Raw genomic sequence first — 17,660 nt, forward strand, 5'->3', positions numbered from 1 at the left:
TGTACACATCCCTACGTTTATAGGAAAGGTACATAATTGTCAATCGCTATGCCAAAGTGGATGCAGAGGTTAAATAGTGCTAACTTTAAATTAATTTTAATTTTTACTGACGAATCGACAGCATGCGCCGTAATTTTCATCGCCATATTGGACTTTTCTTAGTTCTTGCCTCGCTTTGTGTTTCTGCACAAAGAGGGAGGAAAGAGGTGCAAATATTAGCCGATTCAATCCCTAAAGATGTGGTATTCAATGCGTATGAATTTAAGGGAATAAACAAGTACCCCGAATACTACAATAAGCAAAAACTGGAGCGGATCATCGATCTCGATAGAAACGAGCAATGGGAAGAATTATATGATGCATTAAAAGACTATGTAGGCAGATTTGGAATTCGAAACTTTTATAAAGACACCAAGCTTATCTGGCGACTTGCAAAAATGACAGAGCTGTTTGGCGATCCGGATGAAGCTATGACGCTTTATCGAATGGTACTTAGGCACCACTATCAGGGCATCAATATTGAGGAAATTGAGTTGTATTATGACTCACTCAACCGTCAAGCCGCTGAGCAATTTGTACCCATTGATTACTATTATGAGCTGGTAGAGCATCGAAAACTGATAGATACACTTCAGCCTCCAAGAGGCGTTTTGCTCAACATGGGAATGCTTGTGAATAGCGCCAGCGCCGACTATGGGCCTTCGCTTAATATTCACAATGACATTTTGGTCTTTACCTCAAAGCGAAAGAAGGTAGATGAGACCATTCGCTTTCGAGAAGATGAAGACTTGTATTACAGCCGAAAAGATCCTTATGGAACCTGGTCGAAAGCAAAGCCAATCACGAAACTCAATTCGCATTATAATGAAGGGTCCCCATGCCTAAGCGGAGATGGTAAGACCCTTGTTTTTTCCCGTTGCGATTCTCCGGAATCGTACGGTGACTGTGACCTCTTTATTGCAACCCTTCAAGAAGACAGCACCTGGACAAAACCTATGAATCTGGGTGTGACAGTAAATAGTATAGCGTGGGATTCTCACCCTGCTCTTTCTCATTCTGGCGATACAATCTTCTTCTCTTCTGATCGACTTGGCGGATTTGGGCTTGCTGATATTTACTACACTATACGAGATGAAAAAGGCCGATGGTCACCGGCTCAGAATATGGGGCCGGTAATCAATACAAGGCAAAATGACGTAAGCCCGTTCTACCACCCCGTGTATGAGGTTTTGTACTTCAGCTCAAATGGTCAGCTCTACAACTTCGGTGAGTTTGACATCTACAAAGCATATAATGTGAATGGATACTGGACAGAACCTCAAAATATTGGTCCTCTTGTAAATGGCAGAGGTAGTGAATTCTATTTCACAATCGATTCTAAATCTGAGCTTCTGTTCTATGCCCGATCTTCCACTCGAGACCTGAACAAGCAAGACATCTATTCCTTTCCCCTTCCAATGGAAGCCCAACCTGAGGCTACTACAACGGTGACAGGAACCCTGACCGACTCCCTGACTGGGGCCCCCTTCCAAGGGATTGTTTCCATCATCGATCTGGACAAAGGGCACGAGGTTGCACCCAAGTTTTTGAAGCAAGATGGATCTTTCGAGTTTGAATTGATCAATCAACGAAATTATTTGCTCATCCTACAGGGTGATGATTTCTTTAGAATTGAAGAAGTCTTCTACCTGGATGGACCGATGGAGCTCAACTCTGTAACTGAGCCCATTGCTTCAAAAATGAAGTTTGAGTCCATCGAATTTGATGTGGGGAAGGCGGAACTCAAGACAGAGATGTATGCTGACCTGAACAAGGTGGTGAATTTTCTGTACGACAACATTGATTTTAAGCTGCGAATTTCCGGACACACAGATTCCGTGGGTGATCCTGAGAAGAACCTACAACTATCAAAAGAACGGGCCCAAAACATCAGGGACTACATTGTAATTTTTGCCGGGATATTCGAGGGACGAGTACAAGCCGAAGGATTCGGAGATACAAAACCCATCGTGCAAAATGAGGTTACCGAAGCGGATAGAAAACTAAACCGACGTGTAGAGTTCGAAATTTATAGAGAAGTTCCCCCAACTGAAGAGTCAGGGGAAATCAAAGATTTTTAGAAAGGCAAAATGCTAATGGTGTCATTGATGATTACAAATGCCATCAATGAAAGTAAGATTACCATTCCAACCTTTTGAGCGTTTTCAAGGAATTTATCTGAAGGTTTTCTTCCTGTTACAATTTCCCAGGTCAAGAACATTACATGACCACCATCGAGTGCAGGAATGGGAAGGAAATTCATAAAGGCAAGTACCATAGATAGTAACCCAACAATTCTCCAGAAATTATTCCAGTCCCATGTGCCTCCAAAAAATGTAGCAATTCTAATTGGGCCTGAAAGTGATTTTCTTACATCCACATCTCCAGCAATCATTTTTTGAAAGCCTTTGATATTAAGCCACACTACAGCGAAAGCATTGTATGTTCCTTCTCCCACGGCCTCTCCGAAAGTGAAATCACGAGAAACGTAATCCAACTCACGGTTTTGATAGAATCCTATAGTTCCATCCTCACCTACTGCAATTTCAAGATTGATTTCTTCTCCGCCTCTCAATACTCCGAATGATGCTACTGCTCCTTTCAAATTATCAAGTGAAGAACTCAGTTCATCAAAGTACTGAATAGGCTGTCCGTTAATTGAGGTGATACGATCTTTAGCCTGAAGTCCTCCTTTTTCAGCATTGCTACCGGGAGCAACCGATTCCACGGAAAACGGCCATCTCGGAGCAATAACATTCACCCTATTTTTCTTATCGGCAAACTTGTCAATAAAATCATTTGGCATGTCTACCCGAACTTCTTTACCATCACGGAGAACTGTGTAGTAATTATCTGATCCCAGCAACAAATCAGGACTTAGCAAATCTGAAAACCGCTCATAATCCTGTCCATTAATAGAAAGTATTTTATCTCCGGTCTGAAAACCAAGTTGCTCTCCAAGGTCATAAGCAATGATTCCATGCTTATTGAGCTCTTCTTTAGGTAAATATGCTTCACCGTTCGCAAGGGCCAAACCTATGAAAATGATGATTCCGGTAATTACATTCACAATGATCCCCCCCATCATTACAATCAACCTTTGCCATGCCGGCTTAGCTCTAAACTCATATGGCTCAGGTTCGGCACTCATGTTTTTTGTATCCAATGACTCATCGATCATCCCGGTTATTTTCACGAAACCACCCAAAGGAATGGCTCCTATACTGTATTCCGTCTCTCCAAACTGCTTACCCCATATTTTAGGAGGGAATCCAATCGAAAATTTCTCCACACGCATGCCAAATGCTTTGGCTGCCACCATGTGACCCCACTCATGCACTCCTACTAAAATCGACAGCCCCAAAAGGAGCTGAGCTACCATTATTAATGTCTCCATTTATTTTATCAATTCGAGCGCTCTTGCTCTTGTTTCTTTATCAGTTTGAATAAAATCATCCAATTCAGGATTGCGAATATAGCTCACCTTTTTCAGGCAGTTTTCAATCACATCTGAAATCTCGAGGAATCCAACCTTATCTTCCAGGAATCCCTGAACAGCGATTTCGTTTGCAGCGTTCAAAATACAAGGCTGATTTCCACCTTCCTTGGCAACTTCAAATGCTAGACTTAGGTTACGAAAAGTTTTCATATCCGGTTGTTCGAATGTGAGTTCCGGATAGTCTAAAAAATTAAATCTTGGGAAATCTGCCTTCAGTCTTTGAGGATATGACATGGCAAACTGAATGGGTAAGCGCATATCCGGAAGTCCCATTTGAGCTTTCATAGATCCATCTTCAAACTGAACCAACGAGTGAATGATAGACTGTGGGTGAACCACCACTTCAATTTGGCTCAGAGAAACACCAAACAACCACTTAGCCTCGATTACCTCGAGCCCCTTGTTCATCATAGTAGCTGAGTCTATGGTGATCTTCGCACCCATATCCCAGTTTGGATGCTTCAACGCCTGCTCCTTGGTCACAGTGGCCAGAAGCTCACGATTTTTTCCTCTAAACGGGCCTCCTGAAGCAGTAAGGATCAGCTTTTCAATAGGATTATGAAATTCTCCTACAATGCACTGAAAAATTGCCGAATGCTCAGAGTCCACCGGCAAAATATTCACTCCTCGCTCTTGCGCAAGTCTGGTGATCATTTCACCTGCCACCACCAAGGTTTCCTTATTCGCAAGGGCGATGGTCTTTCCAGCATTTATCGCTTTAACGGTTGGCAAAAGGCCTGAATAGCCCACAAGCGCGGTTAGAACCATGTCTACAGATTCCATTTCAACAACCGAAGCAAGGGCATTTTGTCCAGCGTACACTTTTATATCATGAGGATCCAATGCATCAAAAACCTGCTGATAAAGTCCTTCATTGGCAATAACTACACAGTTTGGTTTTACATCCAATGCCTGAGTGATCAGTAAGTCTGAATTGTTTTGAGCCGTCAAAACTTCAACCTGAAAATGATCTGGATGCCGCTTTATCACATCCAGTGCCTGCGTTCCAATAGATCCTGTAGAGCCAAGAATGGCTATATTTCGTTTCTTCATTTCGTACTTTCTCCGCACCCTGCTACACATGGTGACCGGCAAAGGTAAGAGTTTGCATTTTTTAACAATCAGATGGAATAAAATTTGATCGCATTCGGTTTAATTTCAAGAGTTCGTTAAACCCCGATCCCAATGAAGACATTAAAAGTTATACTTATCGCTTTTTGTTCAGGTGCCCTTGGAGCATTGCTAATAGATCAGCTCTCTCCCCAACCCAGTAAAAATACTCCTCGAGAGGAGCAATTAAGCTATTCACAACCGAGCAATCCGGTTAGTCATGTGACCTATAATTCATCCATCCCGAACGAAAATTTTGTAGAAGCTTCAGAGAAAAGCACCGGAAGTGTGGTCTTTATTCAAACACTTAGTGAGGTAGAATACCGAACTGGCGGGTGGATGGACTGGTTTTTCGAACCACGATCATCTCAGCGTGTGGGTAGTGGATCTGGGGTCGTTTTTTCGAACGATGGATACATTGTGACCAACAACCATGTGATCATGGATGCTGACGAAATAACCGTGATTGCGGGTAAAAGAAGCTTTGAGGCAGAGTTAGTTGGTCGTGATCCCAGCACTGATCTGGCCGTGATTAAGATAAACTCAAACGAGCTTCCAGCCATTGAAAAAGGAAATTCAGAAAATGTTAAGGTGGGTGAATGGGTACTTGCCGTAGGAAATCCATTTAACCTGACCTCAACGGTAACCGCCGGAATTGTAAGTGCAAAAGGAAGAAACATCAACATTTTGCGTGACAAGTTTCCTATTGAGAGTTTCATTCAAACGGATGCGGCAATCAACCCGGGTAATAGCGGTGGTGCGCTGGTTAACTCTGAGGGTGAACTCATCGGCATAAACACAGCCATACTTTCCAGAACCGGATCATATGCAGGATACGGATTTGCCATTCCTGTCAACATTGTAAAGAAAGTCTTCAATGATTTAGTAAAGTATGGCGAGGTGCAAAAAGCATTTACAGGTGCTGATTTTATTGATGTTGACAGTGAATTAGCATCTCGAATTGGGGTGAGCGATCTTGATGGTGTGCTCGTGACTGAAGTGAAAAGTGGGAGTGCCGCAGATAAAGCGGGGCTGAAAAAGAGAGATGTGATTCGAAAAATCAATGGTCAGCAAATAAAAAGTAAAGCGAACCTTGAAGAGTTGATTGCAAGCAGCTACCCTGGCGATAAACTGAGTGTTCTAGCAGAAAGAGATGGTGAAATGATAAATAAGGAACTGGTACTCACAAATCGAGAAGGCACCACATCAATCATTATAAGAAATATTTATTATGCAGAAGAGCTGGATGCAAGCTTCGAGAGTGTATCTAAAGTGGAAAGAGACTTGCTGGGAATTAATAGCGGAGTGAAAGTGATTGACTACAAAAACAATGGTTTTTTTGCAGGACTTGGTATTCCCAAAGGATTCATAATCACACAAATCAACAATAAAGAAATCAACAAGCCTGAAGAGCTTGCTAAAATTCTTGAAAACATCAGAGGTAGATTTGATGTGATCGGGATGGATGAAAGAGGCAGAAAGGTCTATTTCCCTTTTAGACGCTAGGCTGTACGCATCTTCAGCTTTTTCTTCAGTTCGTCCACTGAGTAGCGAAACTTAGCGTCCGTATCCATCATGTCATTTACAGACTGTAAAGCATGGATTACGGTGCTATGATCTCGTCCACCAAAGTGGTAGCCTATAGATTTAAGGGAATGATTTGTATAATCTTTTGAGAAATACATGGCTACCTGACGTGCAATTACAATTTCCTTCTTTCGGGTCTTAGCTTTCAGGTCATCCTGGCCTACATGGAAATAATCCGAAACGGTCTTTTGGATATAATCTATACCTACTTCGGAATCAATCTCCTTAACTATGTTTTTCAGAACTTTCTTAGCCAGTTCAAGATCAACTTCGACACGCATTAGTGAAGCGTGAGCTATCAAAGAAACAATCACTCCCTCAAGTTCTCGGATGTTTGTATCCACAGTATAAGCGATATACTCAATCACTTCTTCAGGGATGTGAATACCATCCTCTTGTATCTTTCGCTGAATGATAGCCATTCGGGTCTCGAACGCAGGCTGCTGTAAATCTGCAGTTAGTCCCCATTTAAATCTGGAAACCAATCTTTCCTGCAGACCCTTCAAATCTTTAGGAGCGCAATCACTGGTCATAACGATTTGCTTCCCAGCCTGGTGCAAATGATTAAAAATGTGAAAGAAAATTTCCTGAGTTTTTTCTTTATCTCTTAAGAACTGAACATCATCCAAAATTAAGATGTCAACTTCTCTATAGTAAGAGATGAAGCTTTGTACGTTATTGTTCTTTAATGAATCAATGAACTGATTTGTGAATTTTTCAGAAGCTACATAAATAATCTTCTTCGAAGCATCCTCTTTCTTGATGAAATTTCCGATAGCCTGCACAAGGTGGGTCTTGCCCAATCCAACTCCCCCATAAATCATGAGTGGGTTGAATGAAGTAATGCCTGGCTTTTTTGCCACGGCATATCCAGCAGACCTTCCAAGTCTGTTGCAGTCACCTTCTATAAAGTTGTCGAAATTGTACGTTGGATTGAGATTGTTTTCATTCTTAAGATCATCAATAAATGCAGTATTGATACCCTTAGCATTACTTCCATTTCTATCAGCTAGGTTGTTGATTTTCAGCGAAGTGGGAGTTGTTTTTTTGCTTTCCTCATTTTCAACAACAACAGAATATTCCAATCTGGCATCATCCCCCATTTCCTTAGCAATGGCTTCCTTGAGAATATGCACGTAGTGCTCCTCTAACCATTCGTAGAAAAACTGACTAGGAACTTGAATAGTAAGAACGTTACCCTCTGTCTTTAAGGGTGTTATAGGATCAAACCAAGTACTAAAACTTTGATTAGGAATGCGCTCTTTTATGTACTCAAGGCAGTTTTTCCATACTAATTCATGCATTTTCGATTAGAGTTAAATAGTGGTTTATGTTGGCTTAGGTGACCCTTCTATTTTCGAAAGGGCATCAAATATGTTTCAATTTTTTTTCTTAAAAAAATGACTTTTAGCCTTGACTTTTTCAAATAGTTTCCTATGTTGAAATAAGGGCTATTTCGATTAAAAAAACTTTGAAAAATACAATTTTTCTTAACATACTTTTTCTGGCCTAATTTCGTGATTTCAAGCTCCCAACCAAAACATATTTTGAAAGATCTAGATCTAAGTATATTTCCAAGAGTCGATAAAAATCATTGGACTCAACTTGCTGAAAATCAATTGAAAGGAGAAGATCCAGGTGAAGCATTGAGGTGGGAAAGCGCTGGTATCTCACTTAATGGATACTATGATTCTTCCGACATCTCTGAGCTACAATATCTAACGGATTTCTTCTCCGCAATAGAGCCACATCGATGGAAGCTGTACGAGCAAATAGAGGTAATCAATGAAACAGAGGCTAATAAAAATGCACTCAAAGCACTTATGGGTGGTTGCGATGGAGTGATCCTCAACTTGAATGACACTCAGTCATTGGGTACTATCCTTAAAGATGTTGACCACAACATATGTGACATCTGTTTCATTTCAGAATCAGAGATAGAGGTGTCGGGATTTACAGGGTTCATCCTTGCGCCTAATGGCAATTGCGTTTCAGGTCTAGACGCCAATCCAATAGATCAAATCTGCAACTTGATTAAAAATCAAGACAAACAAAAGCATATTTATCGCAATGCCTTCCCTGACTTTTTCCTCGAAATTTCTACTGTAAGGGCATTGAGGTATTTGCTGACCACAAAAAATTTTAAGGAAGTTCAAATTCACACTCATGTCCCTATGCATGCTTCTGAGGAACATCAGTGGTTTCTAAACACCACCGCCGGGCTCGCCAGCATTTTAGGAGGATCACACTCAGTTGACTTTTCTACTGCTATTGGTGATCCGAGAATCAGCAGAAATACTGGCAATTTAATCCGGGAGGAAAGCGGGATTTCTGAGTATTCAGATCAATGTGGTGGATCATACTACGTTGAGGTGTTAACAGACAAAATCATAAAAAGTGTACTTGAAAAGCTGAGCAAATGAGTGAGAGAAAATATATACAGGATGGATTTTCAGCGGGTGCTGCTCCTTTTTTAAGGGGGCCGTACGCCACCATGTACACTTCTCGTCCGTGGACCATCCGGCAGTATGCAGGCTTCAGCACAGCAGAGGAATCAAATGCGTTCTATAGAAGAAACTTAGCCGCCGGACAAAAAGGGCTTTCTGTTGCGTTCGACCTGGCCACTCACCGAGGGTATGATAGTGATAATCCCAGGGTAAAAGGAGACGTAGGTAAAGCAGGTGTAGCGATTGATTCTGTTGAGGACATGAAAATCCTCTTCGATCAAATTCCGCTGGATAAAATGTCCGTTTCGATGACCATGAATGGTGCGGTTATTCCAATCATGGCATTTTTTATTGTTGCTGCTGAAGAGCAAGGTGTATCCCCAGAACAGCTGACCGGAACCATTCAAAACGACATTCTGAAGGAATTCATGGTTAGGAATACGTATATCTACCCTCCTGCTCAGTCGATGAGGATTATTGCGGACATCTTCAAGTTTACATCCTCCAACATGCCAAAGTTCAACTCTATAAGCATAAGTGGGTATCATATGCATGAAGCTGGTGCTACAGCGGAGTTGGAGATGGCATTCACACTGGCGGATGGGTTAGAATATGTGCGAACAGGTATTCAGGCAGGAATCAACATAGATTCTTTTGCCCCAAGGCTTTCTTTCTTTTGGGGAATAGGCATGAATTTCTTCACCGAAATTGCCAAAATGCGAGCTGCCAGAGTTTTATGGGCCAGAATTATCAAAGACTTTGATCCTAAAAATGAAAAGTCTATGGCACTGCGAACTCACAGTCAAACTTCAGGGTATAGCCTGACAGCTCAAGATCCTTATAATAATGTAGCCAGAACTACCATAGAGGCACTTGCTGCTGCGCTTGGTCACACGCAATCCCTTCACACCAATGCGCTGGATGAAGCCATCGCTTTACCAACCGATTTTTCAGCCAAGATTGCCAGAAACACGCAGATTTATCTTCAAAAAGAAACCAACATTACCCGTGTTGTGGACCCAATGGGTGGATCGAGACATGTAGAAAAGCTTACACATGATTTAATAGAATCGAGCTGGAAAATCATCCAGGAGGTAGAGGAAATGGGCGGAATGTCAAAAGCTATAGAGGCAGGATATCCGAAAATGAAGATTGAAGAGGCTGCTGCCCAAAAACAAGCTAGAATAGATTCCGGAGAGGAATCGATTATAGGTGTAAACAAGTTTATAACAGACGAAAAAACCGAAATTGAACTTCTGGAGGTTGACAATGATCAGGTTAGGAGAAAACAAATCGATCGGATCAATCAGATTAAAAGTGTGCGAAACGAAGCTGAAGTACAAAAAAGTTTAACGAATCTCGAAAATGGAGCTAGAGGCTCAGAAAATCTGCTTGAACTAGCCATTGAAGCTGCTAGAAATCGGGCAACTTTAGGAGAAATTTCACTAGCCATGGAAAATGTTTTTGGTAGATTTCAGGCCACAAACAGAACTATTTCAGGCGTGTACTCCTCTGCAATAAAAAACAACGAAGATTTTAAAAAGGCACTCGAGCTATCAGACAAGTTCGAAGAATTTGATGGTAGACGCCCTCGAATTATGATTGCTAAAATGGGCCAAGACGGACATGATCGTGGTGCCAAGGTGATAGCAACCTCATTCGCAGATTTAGGCTTTGATGTGGATATTGGACCTCTTTTTCAAACTCCTGAGGAAGTAGCTAAACAAGCAATTGAAAACGATGTACACATTGTTGGAGCTTCATCTCTTGCAGGTGGTCATAAAACACTGATTCCTGAGTTGATCGAAGAACTTAAAAATCAAGGGAGAGGCGATATTCTTGTGGTTGCTGGAGGCATTATCCCAGAAAACGATCATGAAGAACTGCTCTCAAAAGGTGTGACGGACATTTTTGGTCCTGGGACTATTATTTCGAAGGCGGCAATAAAAATTCTTAACAAGCTTATGAGCTAATAGTTCTTTCATTTTCAATAACTTTATTCATCAGAAGAATCCAATTGAAAATGAAAAACTTCCAATCCGCTATAGTGGTAATACTGATGCTATGTTTCAGTGTTACAAATGCCCAATATCAGAAATCAATAGACAAGGCTGACGACAAGTACGAGTCTGGAGATTACTCATCAGCACGAAAAGAAATTGCCAAGCTTAAGAAAAAAGCAACCAAAAGCCTCGGATACAACAATCCATACAATGCAATTGCGCTTGTAAAGGAAGCCAAAATCAATGTTGGCTTAGGTGAGCTGGTGAGCGTAATGAAGCCACTTGAAGAGGCCATTGCGATGAGCGAGCAAGTAAACGGTGCAGAAAGTGCAGAGCACGGCTTCATCTTAATGGAAGCTTCCGAGGTACTCATTACTTATGGTAATTTTTTACTGGCCGGACAGTATATTGATAAAGCTACAGAAGCATTTGAGGCTTCAGGCTCCCTCATAGAGGATATTAAGGCCAATTTGGATGTCCAAAGAGCTCAAGTACTTTCAGGGAAAGGTTTTTACAGAGATGCTGTAAAACTGGTGGACAAACAAACAGATTATTACCTGGGCAGAGCTCTCTCCCCAAGTGGAGATAAAGACCAGCAGGAAGAGCGAAAAGAAGAATTCGCCAAAATGATGATTGTGAAGGCAAACTCTTTGAGGCATATGGGTGATTATCAATCAGCCGACTCTGCCTTCATCACCAACTTGAAATGGGTGGATGATAATCTTAAGAAAAGCCATTTGCTCTGGTCACAAAATGCTTTCCTAAACGCAAAACTTTTGGAAGAAAATGGACTGGCTGTAGAAGCGCAAGCCAAACTATACGAAGATGCTTATGTGTGGGCCATTCGGAAGTATGACCTTTCTCACAATACAGTCATGACCATGCAAGCTAATCTGATGCGAGCCTACTATAGAAATGGGCAAAATGCCAGATTGAAAATTACGCAGGCCGACTTCAAAAAGTCATTAAAAGAATTTGACAAGACAAGTATTTTCAACCTGGCTGAAGACAAAATGGACTTGACTTTTGACCTGGCAGATCAGGACATCAAAAAGATGGAAAATAAAATCAATGCCATGCTTTCTAGTCCCACCATTCCTGAGTTTCATAGTGAGCGAGTGGAGTTACTTGAACTAGCTAAGCGAGTGGCCCTCTATGCCGGAAATCACAAAAACACAGAGTCTTACGACAATCAAATTCTGAAAATCAAAGAAAATCTACTTGGAAGTGACGCTCCGGAATATCACTTAACCAAAGTGAAACTTGCCAACTATTATGTAGACTTCACTGACAAGTTTGCAGAGGCTAATAAAATTTATCAGGAAAGTTTTCATGGAATAGTGGAGCCAGAAATCACCAAGGGTCATGTTGACTACCTGGAGATTATGAACCATCTGGCTAAATTTTATGAGGAAACAGACAACTACACTAAGGCATCCAGCATCCTCGATGAAGCCCTACTCGCTGCTCGTGTGAAATACGATAATCAGGATATTGAGTATGGTAAAGAGCTGGAGAAAATTGCCGGACTTCAGATCAACATTGGTGAGTACGATAAAGCCACCAAAAACCTTGAATCTGCCATTAAAATAATGGAGGATACCAAGACAGCTGAGGCCACTGCTTACCTTGCTTCTGCATTCATTACAAAAGCAAAGCTCCTCTCTATAAAAGGGGAGTATGATGAAGCTGAAGATCACATTTATGATTCTGAAGATTTAAGAAAAGCAGGAGCTCTTACTGCAGATGGAGGCGGGTTGAGTTACCGGGATGATTTAGGTGGGCTTTACACCAATATTGGTCGCTACTCAGATGCAGCCGAGCTGTTGACAGCATCTTTAAAGGAGAAGCGAAATCAATTTGGAAATACAAGCCGTCATTTGAATGAAACTCTTGTGCTCAATGCAAGACTTAATCTAATCCGAGGTGACTATACAGCAGCGGAGCAGCAGGCACGAAATGCAAATACAATCGCTATCAGCACATTCGGTGAAAGATCTTCTAAGGTTGTACCTTCCATGCTGCAACTAGCTGATGTGTACACCACCATTGGTGATTATGATAAAGCTGAGTCTTTGCTAAAAAATGCCATCCGAATACAAAAAGACAAATTTGGAGCGGAGCATGTTGATGTTGGTAAATCCACTTCAAAATTGGCGCTCGTATACTTCTACCAGGACAAGCCCCTCCCACAGATTCAATCACTCTTCCAGGAGGCTGAAGGAATCATTGGTAAAAAGCTTGGATCCAACAACCCAACGTATGCTGAGATCCTAAAAAACATGGCGATCGCAAACATAGCGGCTGGAAACTATTCGCTTGCATTTACTTACCTGAATCAGGCAGAAAACATCTGGAAAGCGAAAATTGGTAAAAGAAATAACATCAATGCTGCAACTGCACAGGTATTGAAAGGAGATATTTATTACAAGCAGAAAAACTACGCTGAAGCAGAAAACTACTATGAGAATGCTCAGAAGCAATATCAGAGAGTTTTTAATGATACGCACCCTGAATATGTAAAAGTGCAGTCCAAGCTTAGCAAGACTTATTTCATGCAGGCGAGGTATAAAGATTCACAGGATGAAATGGAGAAGGTACTTGCCAACTACAAGAATTTCATTCGCGAGTACTTCCCGGCATTGAGTGAGCGAGAAAAAGCAAAATTCTGGAATACCATCAAGGGAGATTATGAGTTTTATAACACGCTCATCATCAATAGAAATAGAAGTGCCAAATACATTGGAGAGCTTTATAATAATGCACTCCTTACCAAAGCACTTCTGCTAAACTCCTCCATTAAGGTTCGTCAGAGAATCATGAACAGCAACGATGAAGAGTTGATCAACATGTATAGCAAGTGGATCGATGATAAGGAGTTGTTAACAGCCGCGCTCTCTATGAGCACACAGGATCTTGCTGAAAATGGAATCAACCCTGTTCAGTTGGCCAACGATGTTGAGTTGCTCGAAAAAAATATCAGTTTAAAATCGGAGCTATTCTCCCAAAGTGCTGACAGCCGTCAGGTTGTTTGGGAAGATGTGAAAGGAGCCTTGGGTGAAAATGAGGTAGCAATTGAGATGGTTCGCTTCAGGGTGTTTGACCATACTTTCACTGACAAGGTGATGTACGCTCTTCTTTATGTTAAAGGTGACAAACGATCAGAGCCTAAGATGATTTTACTGGAGAATGGGGAAGAACTTGAAAACAAATTCTTAAAAACTTATAGAAACAGTATCAAATACAAAATCGGAGATAAATTCTCATATGACCAATTCTGGTTCCCGATTGAAAGAGAGATTGGAATTGTAGCCACAATATACCTATCTCCGGATGGAGTTTATAATCAAATCAACCTGGAGGCTATTCCTACACCGGATGGAAAGTATGTTTTAGATAATTCGAATATTATTCTGGTCAGCAACACCAAAGATTTGTTCATGAATAAGATCAAATCCAAGGTGGTGTCTGAAAAACAATACGCCATGATGTTTGGTAATCCTGAATTTTACGTGCAAACCGAGCCTGGTCAGCCATTACCTAGCTCTGGTTTAACAAGATCGACCGCTGAAGTTGTATCGCCTCTACCAGGTACCAAACAAGAGATTGAAGAATTAAATGACCTTTTGGATCGAAAGGGCTGGAGCATTGACAAATTCACAGAAGCAAAGGCAGACGAACCCTCCATTAAGCAGGTATCTAACCCACGAGTTTTCCATGTGGCCACCCACGGATTCTTCAAGGAGACACCTAAAGCCTCCGCTCTTGATCAGGAGTATAACGAAACAGCAGCTTATGAAAACCCATTATTGAAAACAGGATTGTTGTTGGCTGGTGCGGGAGACGTACTCAACCAAACACAGTTCAACTATAATGTGGATAATGGAATCCTGACGGCCTATGAGGCTATGAACCTAAACCTCGATCAGACGGACCTGGTTGTGCTCTCAGCATGTGAAACAGGTCTTGGTGAAGTCCAGGCCGGTGAGGGTGTGTACGGACTTCAACGAGCCTTCCTGGTGGCTGGTGCCAGAACGATTGTGATGTCACTCTTCAAAGTAAGCGATGAAGCCACTCAGCAGCTAATGGTGAAGTTTTACCGCAAGTGGATTGAGACGGGCAACAAGCGTCAGGCATTTATAGATGCGAAGAAAGAAATCCGAAATGAATACCGAGATCCTATCTACTGGGGACCATTCGTGATGATTGGATTGGATTAAGGTTTTAGAAATCGAATAGAATAAAAAGGGCACCTGATGGTGTCCTTTTTTGTGAGTAAACTCAATTCAAAATGATTTAAAACTTACTCTTTCACTGTCAACTCCTAATTTCAATACTCAGAACTACTATTAGGATTGAAATTAGAAATAGCCCAATTGTTAATTGAATATTTGAGAAGATAATACCTCCTTTTACTACGTTGACTAGGATGAGTGATACAATTGCGCTTCCAATTCCTATCAAATATTTCATCCCTTTTGAAAGTGGTTTAGTAGGCATAGCAAAAATTTAAATATGGTCCTGAAAGGCCAAGGTAATCTCAACGGATTGAAACATAGACTAGTCTTCGATTTCAAAAACAAAAAACCCTGATCCATGCGGATCAGGGTTTCTGAGAATTAGTTTCTATGAAGAGGCTTATTCAGTCTCTTTGTAAACTTTGATACCATTTCTTTCGATGATATCCTTCTTAAGAATTTTGAAGTCTTCTACTTCAGGATTCATTTTGATCGCCTCTTCGATAGCTGTTAAAGCATCTACAATCAGACCGTTTTCTTCGTAGAAAGAAGCATAGATCACTTTATTAAGCGGGCTATTCTCATCTACTTCAGCTTTTAGGCTGTTTAATCCTTCAGCATACTGAGATGGATTTTCAGGTCGCTTGATCGCGATATCTCCTGAAGTCACATCCTGATTTTCTTTTGCTTTCACGTTGATGATCCAAAGACCTTCTTCGTTTTGCATTTTACTGTCTGTGAAATTAAGCTCAATGGCATTTCCAGACACTTCTTTCTTCATGATCTCCTCATCGAAGATGTTTTTCACGGTAACGATGAACGTGTTTTCTTCCATTCCTTCAGGAGTATCCCAGTTCAAAATGGCATTGTCACCCAATACGCTGGCATCCTCCGCAGGAATCAATACCTGAATCTGCTCATCACCGGCAAGCGCTCTTGAAACCGCTCCAGTAGCATTCAGTCTGGCTCGGTAGTCAGGATTCTCTTTTTCGTTCATTTTATTAGCAAGGAATGTAGCATATCGGCTAGACACACTAGCAGATTTGGTATTCACCATTTTAGCTAAATCCTCAACTTTCTTCGTCCCCGGGGTTCTTACTTCCAAGGTTTTACCGGACTTGTGCATAAGCCCAATGTATGCACCCTGAGATGCAATCAATTCATCACCGTCGCTCAGTGTAGCTCCGGTTTTAAGAGCCACAGCAGTGGTAGCTCCGTCTTTTTTTACTTGGTTCTGACCCTTATTGGCCAAAACTCTGAATGTGTATCCCTGGCCGTTGGCAATGCCAAAACCAAAAACAAGCATAGTCGTGATAGCGATAGAAACAAACTTTCTCATAATAGTTCCAATAATATTTGGCGTTTTTCTAAAATTTATAATCGTGATACTTTAAATAATTCTTTTCTTCCTTCTCTGGATAGTGAATTTTTCACCACCCCATAAAATACTTCCAGACCATCGCCCGAAAGGGCTACTGCGAACAGTAGATATGTAAGATCCAATTTCATACTGAAGATATCCATGAAGTAAACCATAAGATAGATCAGTCCAACAAACTCAATTACCTGAATAACCTTGGTAATTCCGTCGTACCATTTTGGTAGTTTTTTGTAAATCCATGAGAACACCATGATGTTCAAAAAAAGTCCAATAAATCCTACCAATATTTTCTGCCAATCTTTCAGGTAGAAAATGTAATCCTCGTTCATGATCATGGAAACGATGTTCGCATGAATCACTCCTCCGTACATATCAGGGAATGCCCTTCCAATGTATACTTCATTCAATGGAGTGAAAAACTTATCCTCAAAATTTTCTCTGTCACCAAGGTATTCGCCCAAGAAACAGAAAATGACCACTTTATCTTTTATAATGTCAGGGTAGTAATTTCCCCCAAAAACATCTCCAACATCTAGCGCAAAATACTTGTTGCCAAATTTAGTCGCGCCATAGTCAAGCACGTTACCTCTATAGTTAATCACCTCCACTTCATTGCCTCGATCAACAAAAGCTTTGGCTTTTTCCGGTTCTACATATGATGCTAGTTTAACGGCAAACGCCTGATGAACAACCGAATCAGCGGTAGTGAGTGTTGGATTAAACTCCCTGCACATTTTCAAGTCCTCCTGTACATCTGCATCTGTAATTAGATTAGCAAATGCAGGTTCAGCATTGAATGTGAACCATGGCCAAGACATATGAACTGAATCAAATTCCTCAGTGTCAGGATTAAATAGAACTTTGGTAACCATAACCAAATTCTCTACCCTACTCAATGCATCCATAAGCATCATATCCCCAAGCGTATCTTCCTTTGGATAGTCAAAAAATGAATCTACTCCAATCACTGCTGGGCCATGTTGGCTTATGGAATCAATCATCATGGCAATACCTGCCCTGGATTCTAATCCCATATTTACCAAGACCACATTTTCGTCAGCAATTGGGTCATCGAGCAATTGCGAAAAATAGATGTCCGTAAACTCCATGTCCGCAAAGGCATCTCCAATTGGATCAAACATGTCAAAGACCTTGAAGGCTGATACTGATCCGATAAAGACCATCAAGCCTATGATAAAAAACGTTCCCAGGATTACATCCCGCCAGAATCTTCTAAACATTGTCTATTCGTTGGTGAGTTAGTCGGTTAAGATTATATATGCAATTAAAACATTTATCAGCAACGATCACAATCGATATATTAGAAGAATTCAATTTTTTCTTCAAATTACGCTA

The 17,660-nt window shown here is 41.2% G+C and carries 10 protein-coding genes; 5 read left to right on the forward strand and 5 right to left on the reverse strand.

What is annotated here, in order from left to right; genetic code table 11:
* Positions 1-122: 122 nt before the first annotated feature.
* A complete protein-coding gene (locus tag ACEQZT_RS13025) occupies positions 123-2,120 on the forward strand; it encodes an OmpA family protein (protein WP_370089883.1) in 1,998 nt (665 codons plus the stop codon).
* Here ACEQZT_RS13025 and rseP read toward each other — a convergent pair.
* Both rseP and ACEQZT_RS13035 read right to left on the reverse strand, forming a co-directional pair.
* Positions 2,117-3,436: an RIP metalloprotease RseP gene (gene rseP / locus ACEQZT_RS13030; protein WP_370089884.1), complete on the reverse strand. Its 1,320-nt coding sequence runs from the start codon at positions 3,434-3,436 to the stop codon at positions 2,117-2,119. The two genes, ACEQZT_RS13025 and rseP, sit on opposite strands and share 4 nt — an antisense overlap.
* A complete protein-coding gene (locus ACEQZT_RS13035; RefSeq protein WP_370089885.1) occupies positions 3,437-4,591 on the reverse strand; it encodes a 1-deoxy-D-xylulose-5-phosphate reductoisomerase in 1,155 nt (384 codons plus the stop codon).
* A 132-nt stretch (positions 4,592-4,723) separates the two neighbouring features.
* Here ACEQZT_RS13035 and ACEQZT_RS13040 point away from each other — a divergent pair, with 132 nt between their 5' ends.
* Positions 4,724-6,154: a trypsin-like peptidase domain-containing protein gene (locus ACEQZT_RS13040; protein ID WP_370089886.1), complete on the forward strand. Its 1,431-nt coding sequence runs from the start codon at positions 4,724-4,726 to the stop codon at positions 6,152-6,154.
* Here the strand turns inward: ACEQZT_RS13040 and dnaA are convergent.
* Positions 6,151-7,539 carry a chromosomal replication initiator protein DnaA gene (gene dnaA, locus ACEQZT_RS13045; RefSeq protein ID WP_370089887.1) on the reverse strand — a complete coding sequence of 463 codons (1,389 nt, stop codon included), beginning with the start codon at positions 7,537-7,539 and terminating at the stop codon, positions 6,151-6,153. The genes ACEQZT_RS13040 and dnaA overlap by 4 nt on opposite strands.
* 243 nt (positions 7,540-7,782) lie before the next feature.
* On the opposite strand from dnaA, the gene ACEQZT_RS13050 reads away from it, so the two are divergent.
* The 3 genes from ACEQZT_RS13050 to ACEQZT_RS13060 are packed head-to-tail and all read left to right on the forward strand — an operon-like array spanning position 7,783 to position 14,905.
* A complete protein-coding gene (locus tag ACEQZT_RS13050; RefSeq protein ID WP_370089888.1) occupies positions 7,783-8,658 on the forward strand; it encodes a methylmalonyl-CoA mutase family protein in 876 nt (291 codons plus the stop codon).
* The gene (scpA, locus tag ACEQZT_RS13055; RefSeq protein WP_370089889.1) at positions 8,655-10,655 is read left to right on the forward strand and encodes a methylmalonyl-CoA mutase; all 2,001 of its coding nucleotides are present in this window, start codon (positions 8,655-8,657) and stop codon (positions 10,653-10,655) included. The genes ACEQZT_RS13050 and scpA overlap by 4 nt, the downstream gene beginning before the upstream one ends.
* Before the next feature lie 50 nt (positions 10,656-10,705).
* Positions 10,706-14,905: a CHAT domain-containing protein gene (locus ACEQZT_RS13060; protein WP_370089890.1), complete on the forward strand. Its 4,200-nt coding sequence runs from the start codon at positions 10,706-10,708 to the stop codon at positions 14,903-14,905.
* A gap of 418 nt (positions 14,906-15,323) precedes the next feature.
* On the opposite strand, the gene ACEQZT_RS13065 is transcribed toward ACEQZT_RS13060, so the two are convergent.
* Both ACEQZT_RS13065 and ACEQZT_RS13070 read right to left on the reverse strand, forming a co-directional pair.
* Positions 15,324-16,262, reverse strand: coding sequence for a hypothetical protein (locus ACEQZT_RS13065; protein WP_370089891.1), 939 nt, complete (start codon positions 16,260-16,262; stop codon positions 15,324-15,326).
* Positions 16,263-16,297: 35 nt separating this feature from the next.
* Entirely contained in the window at positions 16,298-17,545 is a 1,248-nt protein-coding gene (locus tag ACEQZT_RS13070; protein WP_370089892.1) for a CHASE2 domain-containing protein, read from the reverse strand.
* Between the last annotated feature and the right edge of the window lie 115 nt (positions 17,546-17,660).

The organism is Ekhidna sp. (assembly GCF_964218185.1).
In the GTDB taxonomy this organism is placed as follows: Bacteria; Bacteroidota; Bacteroidia; order Cytophagales; family Cyclobacteriaceae; genus Ekhidna.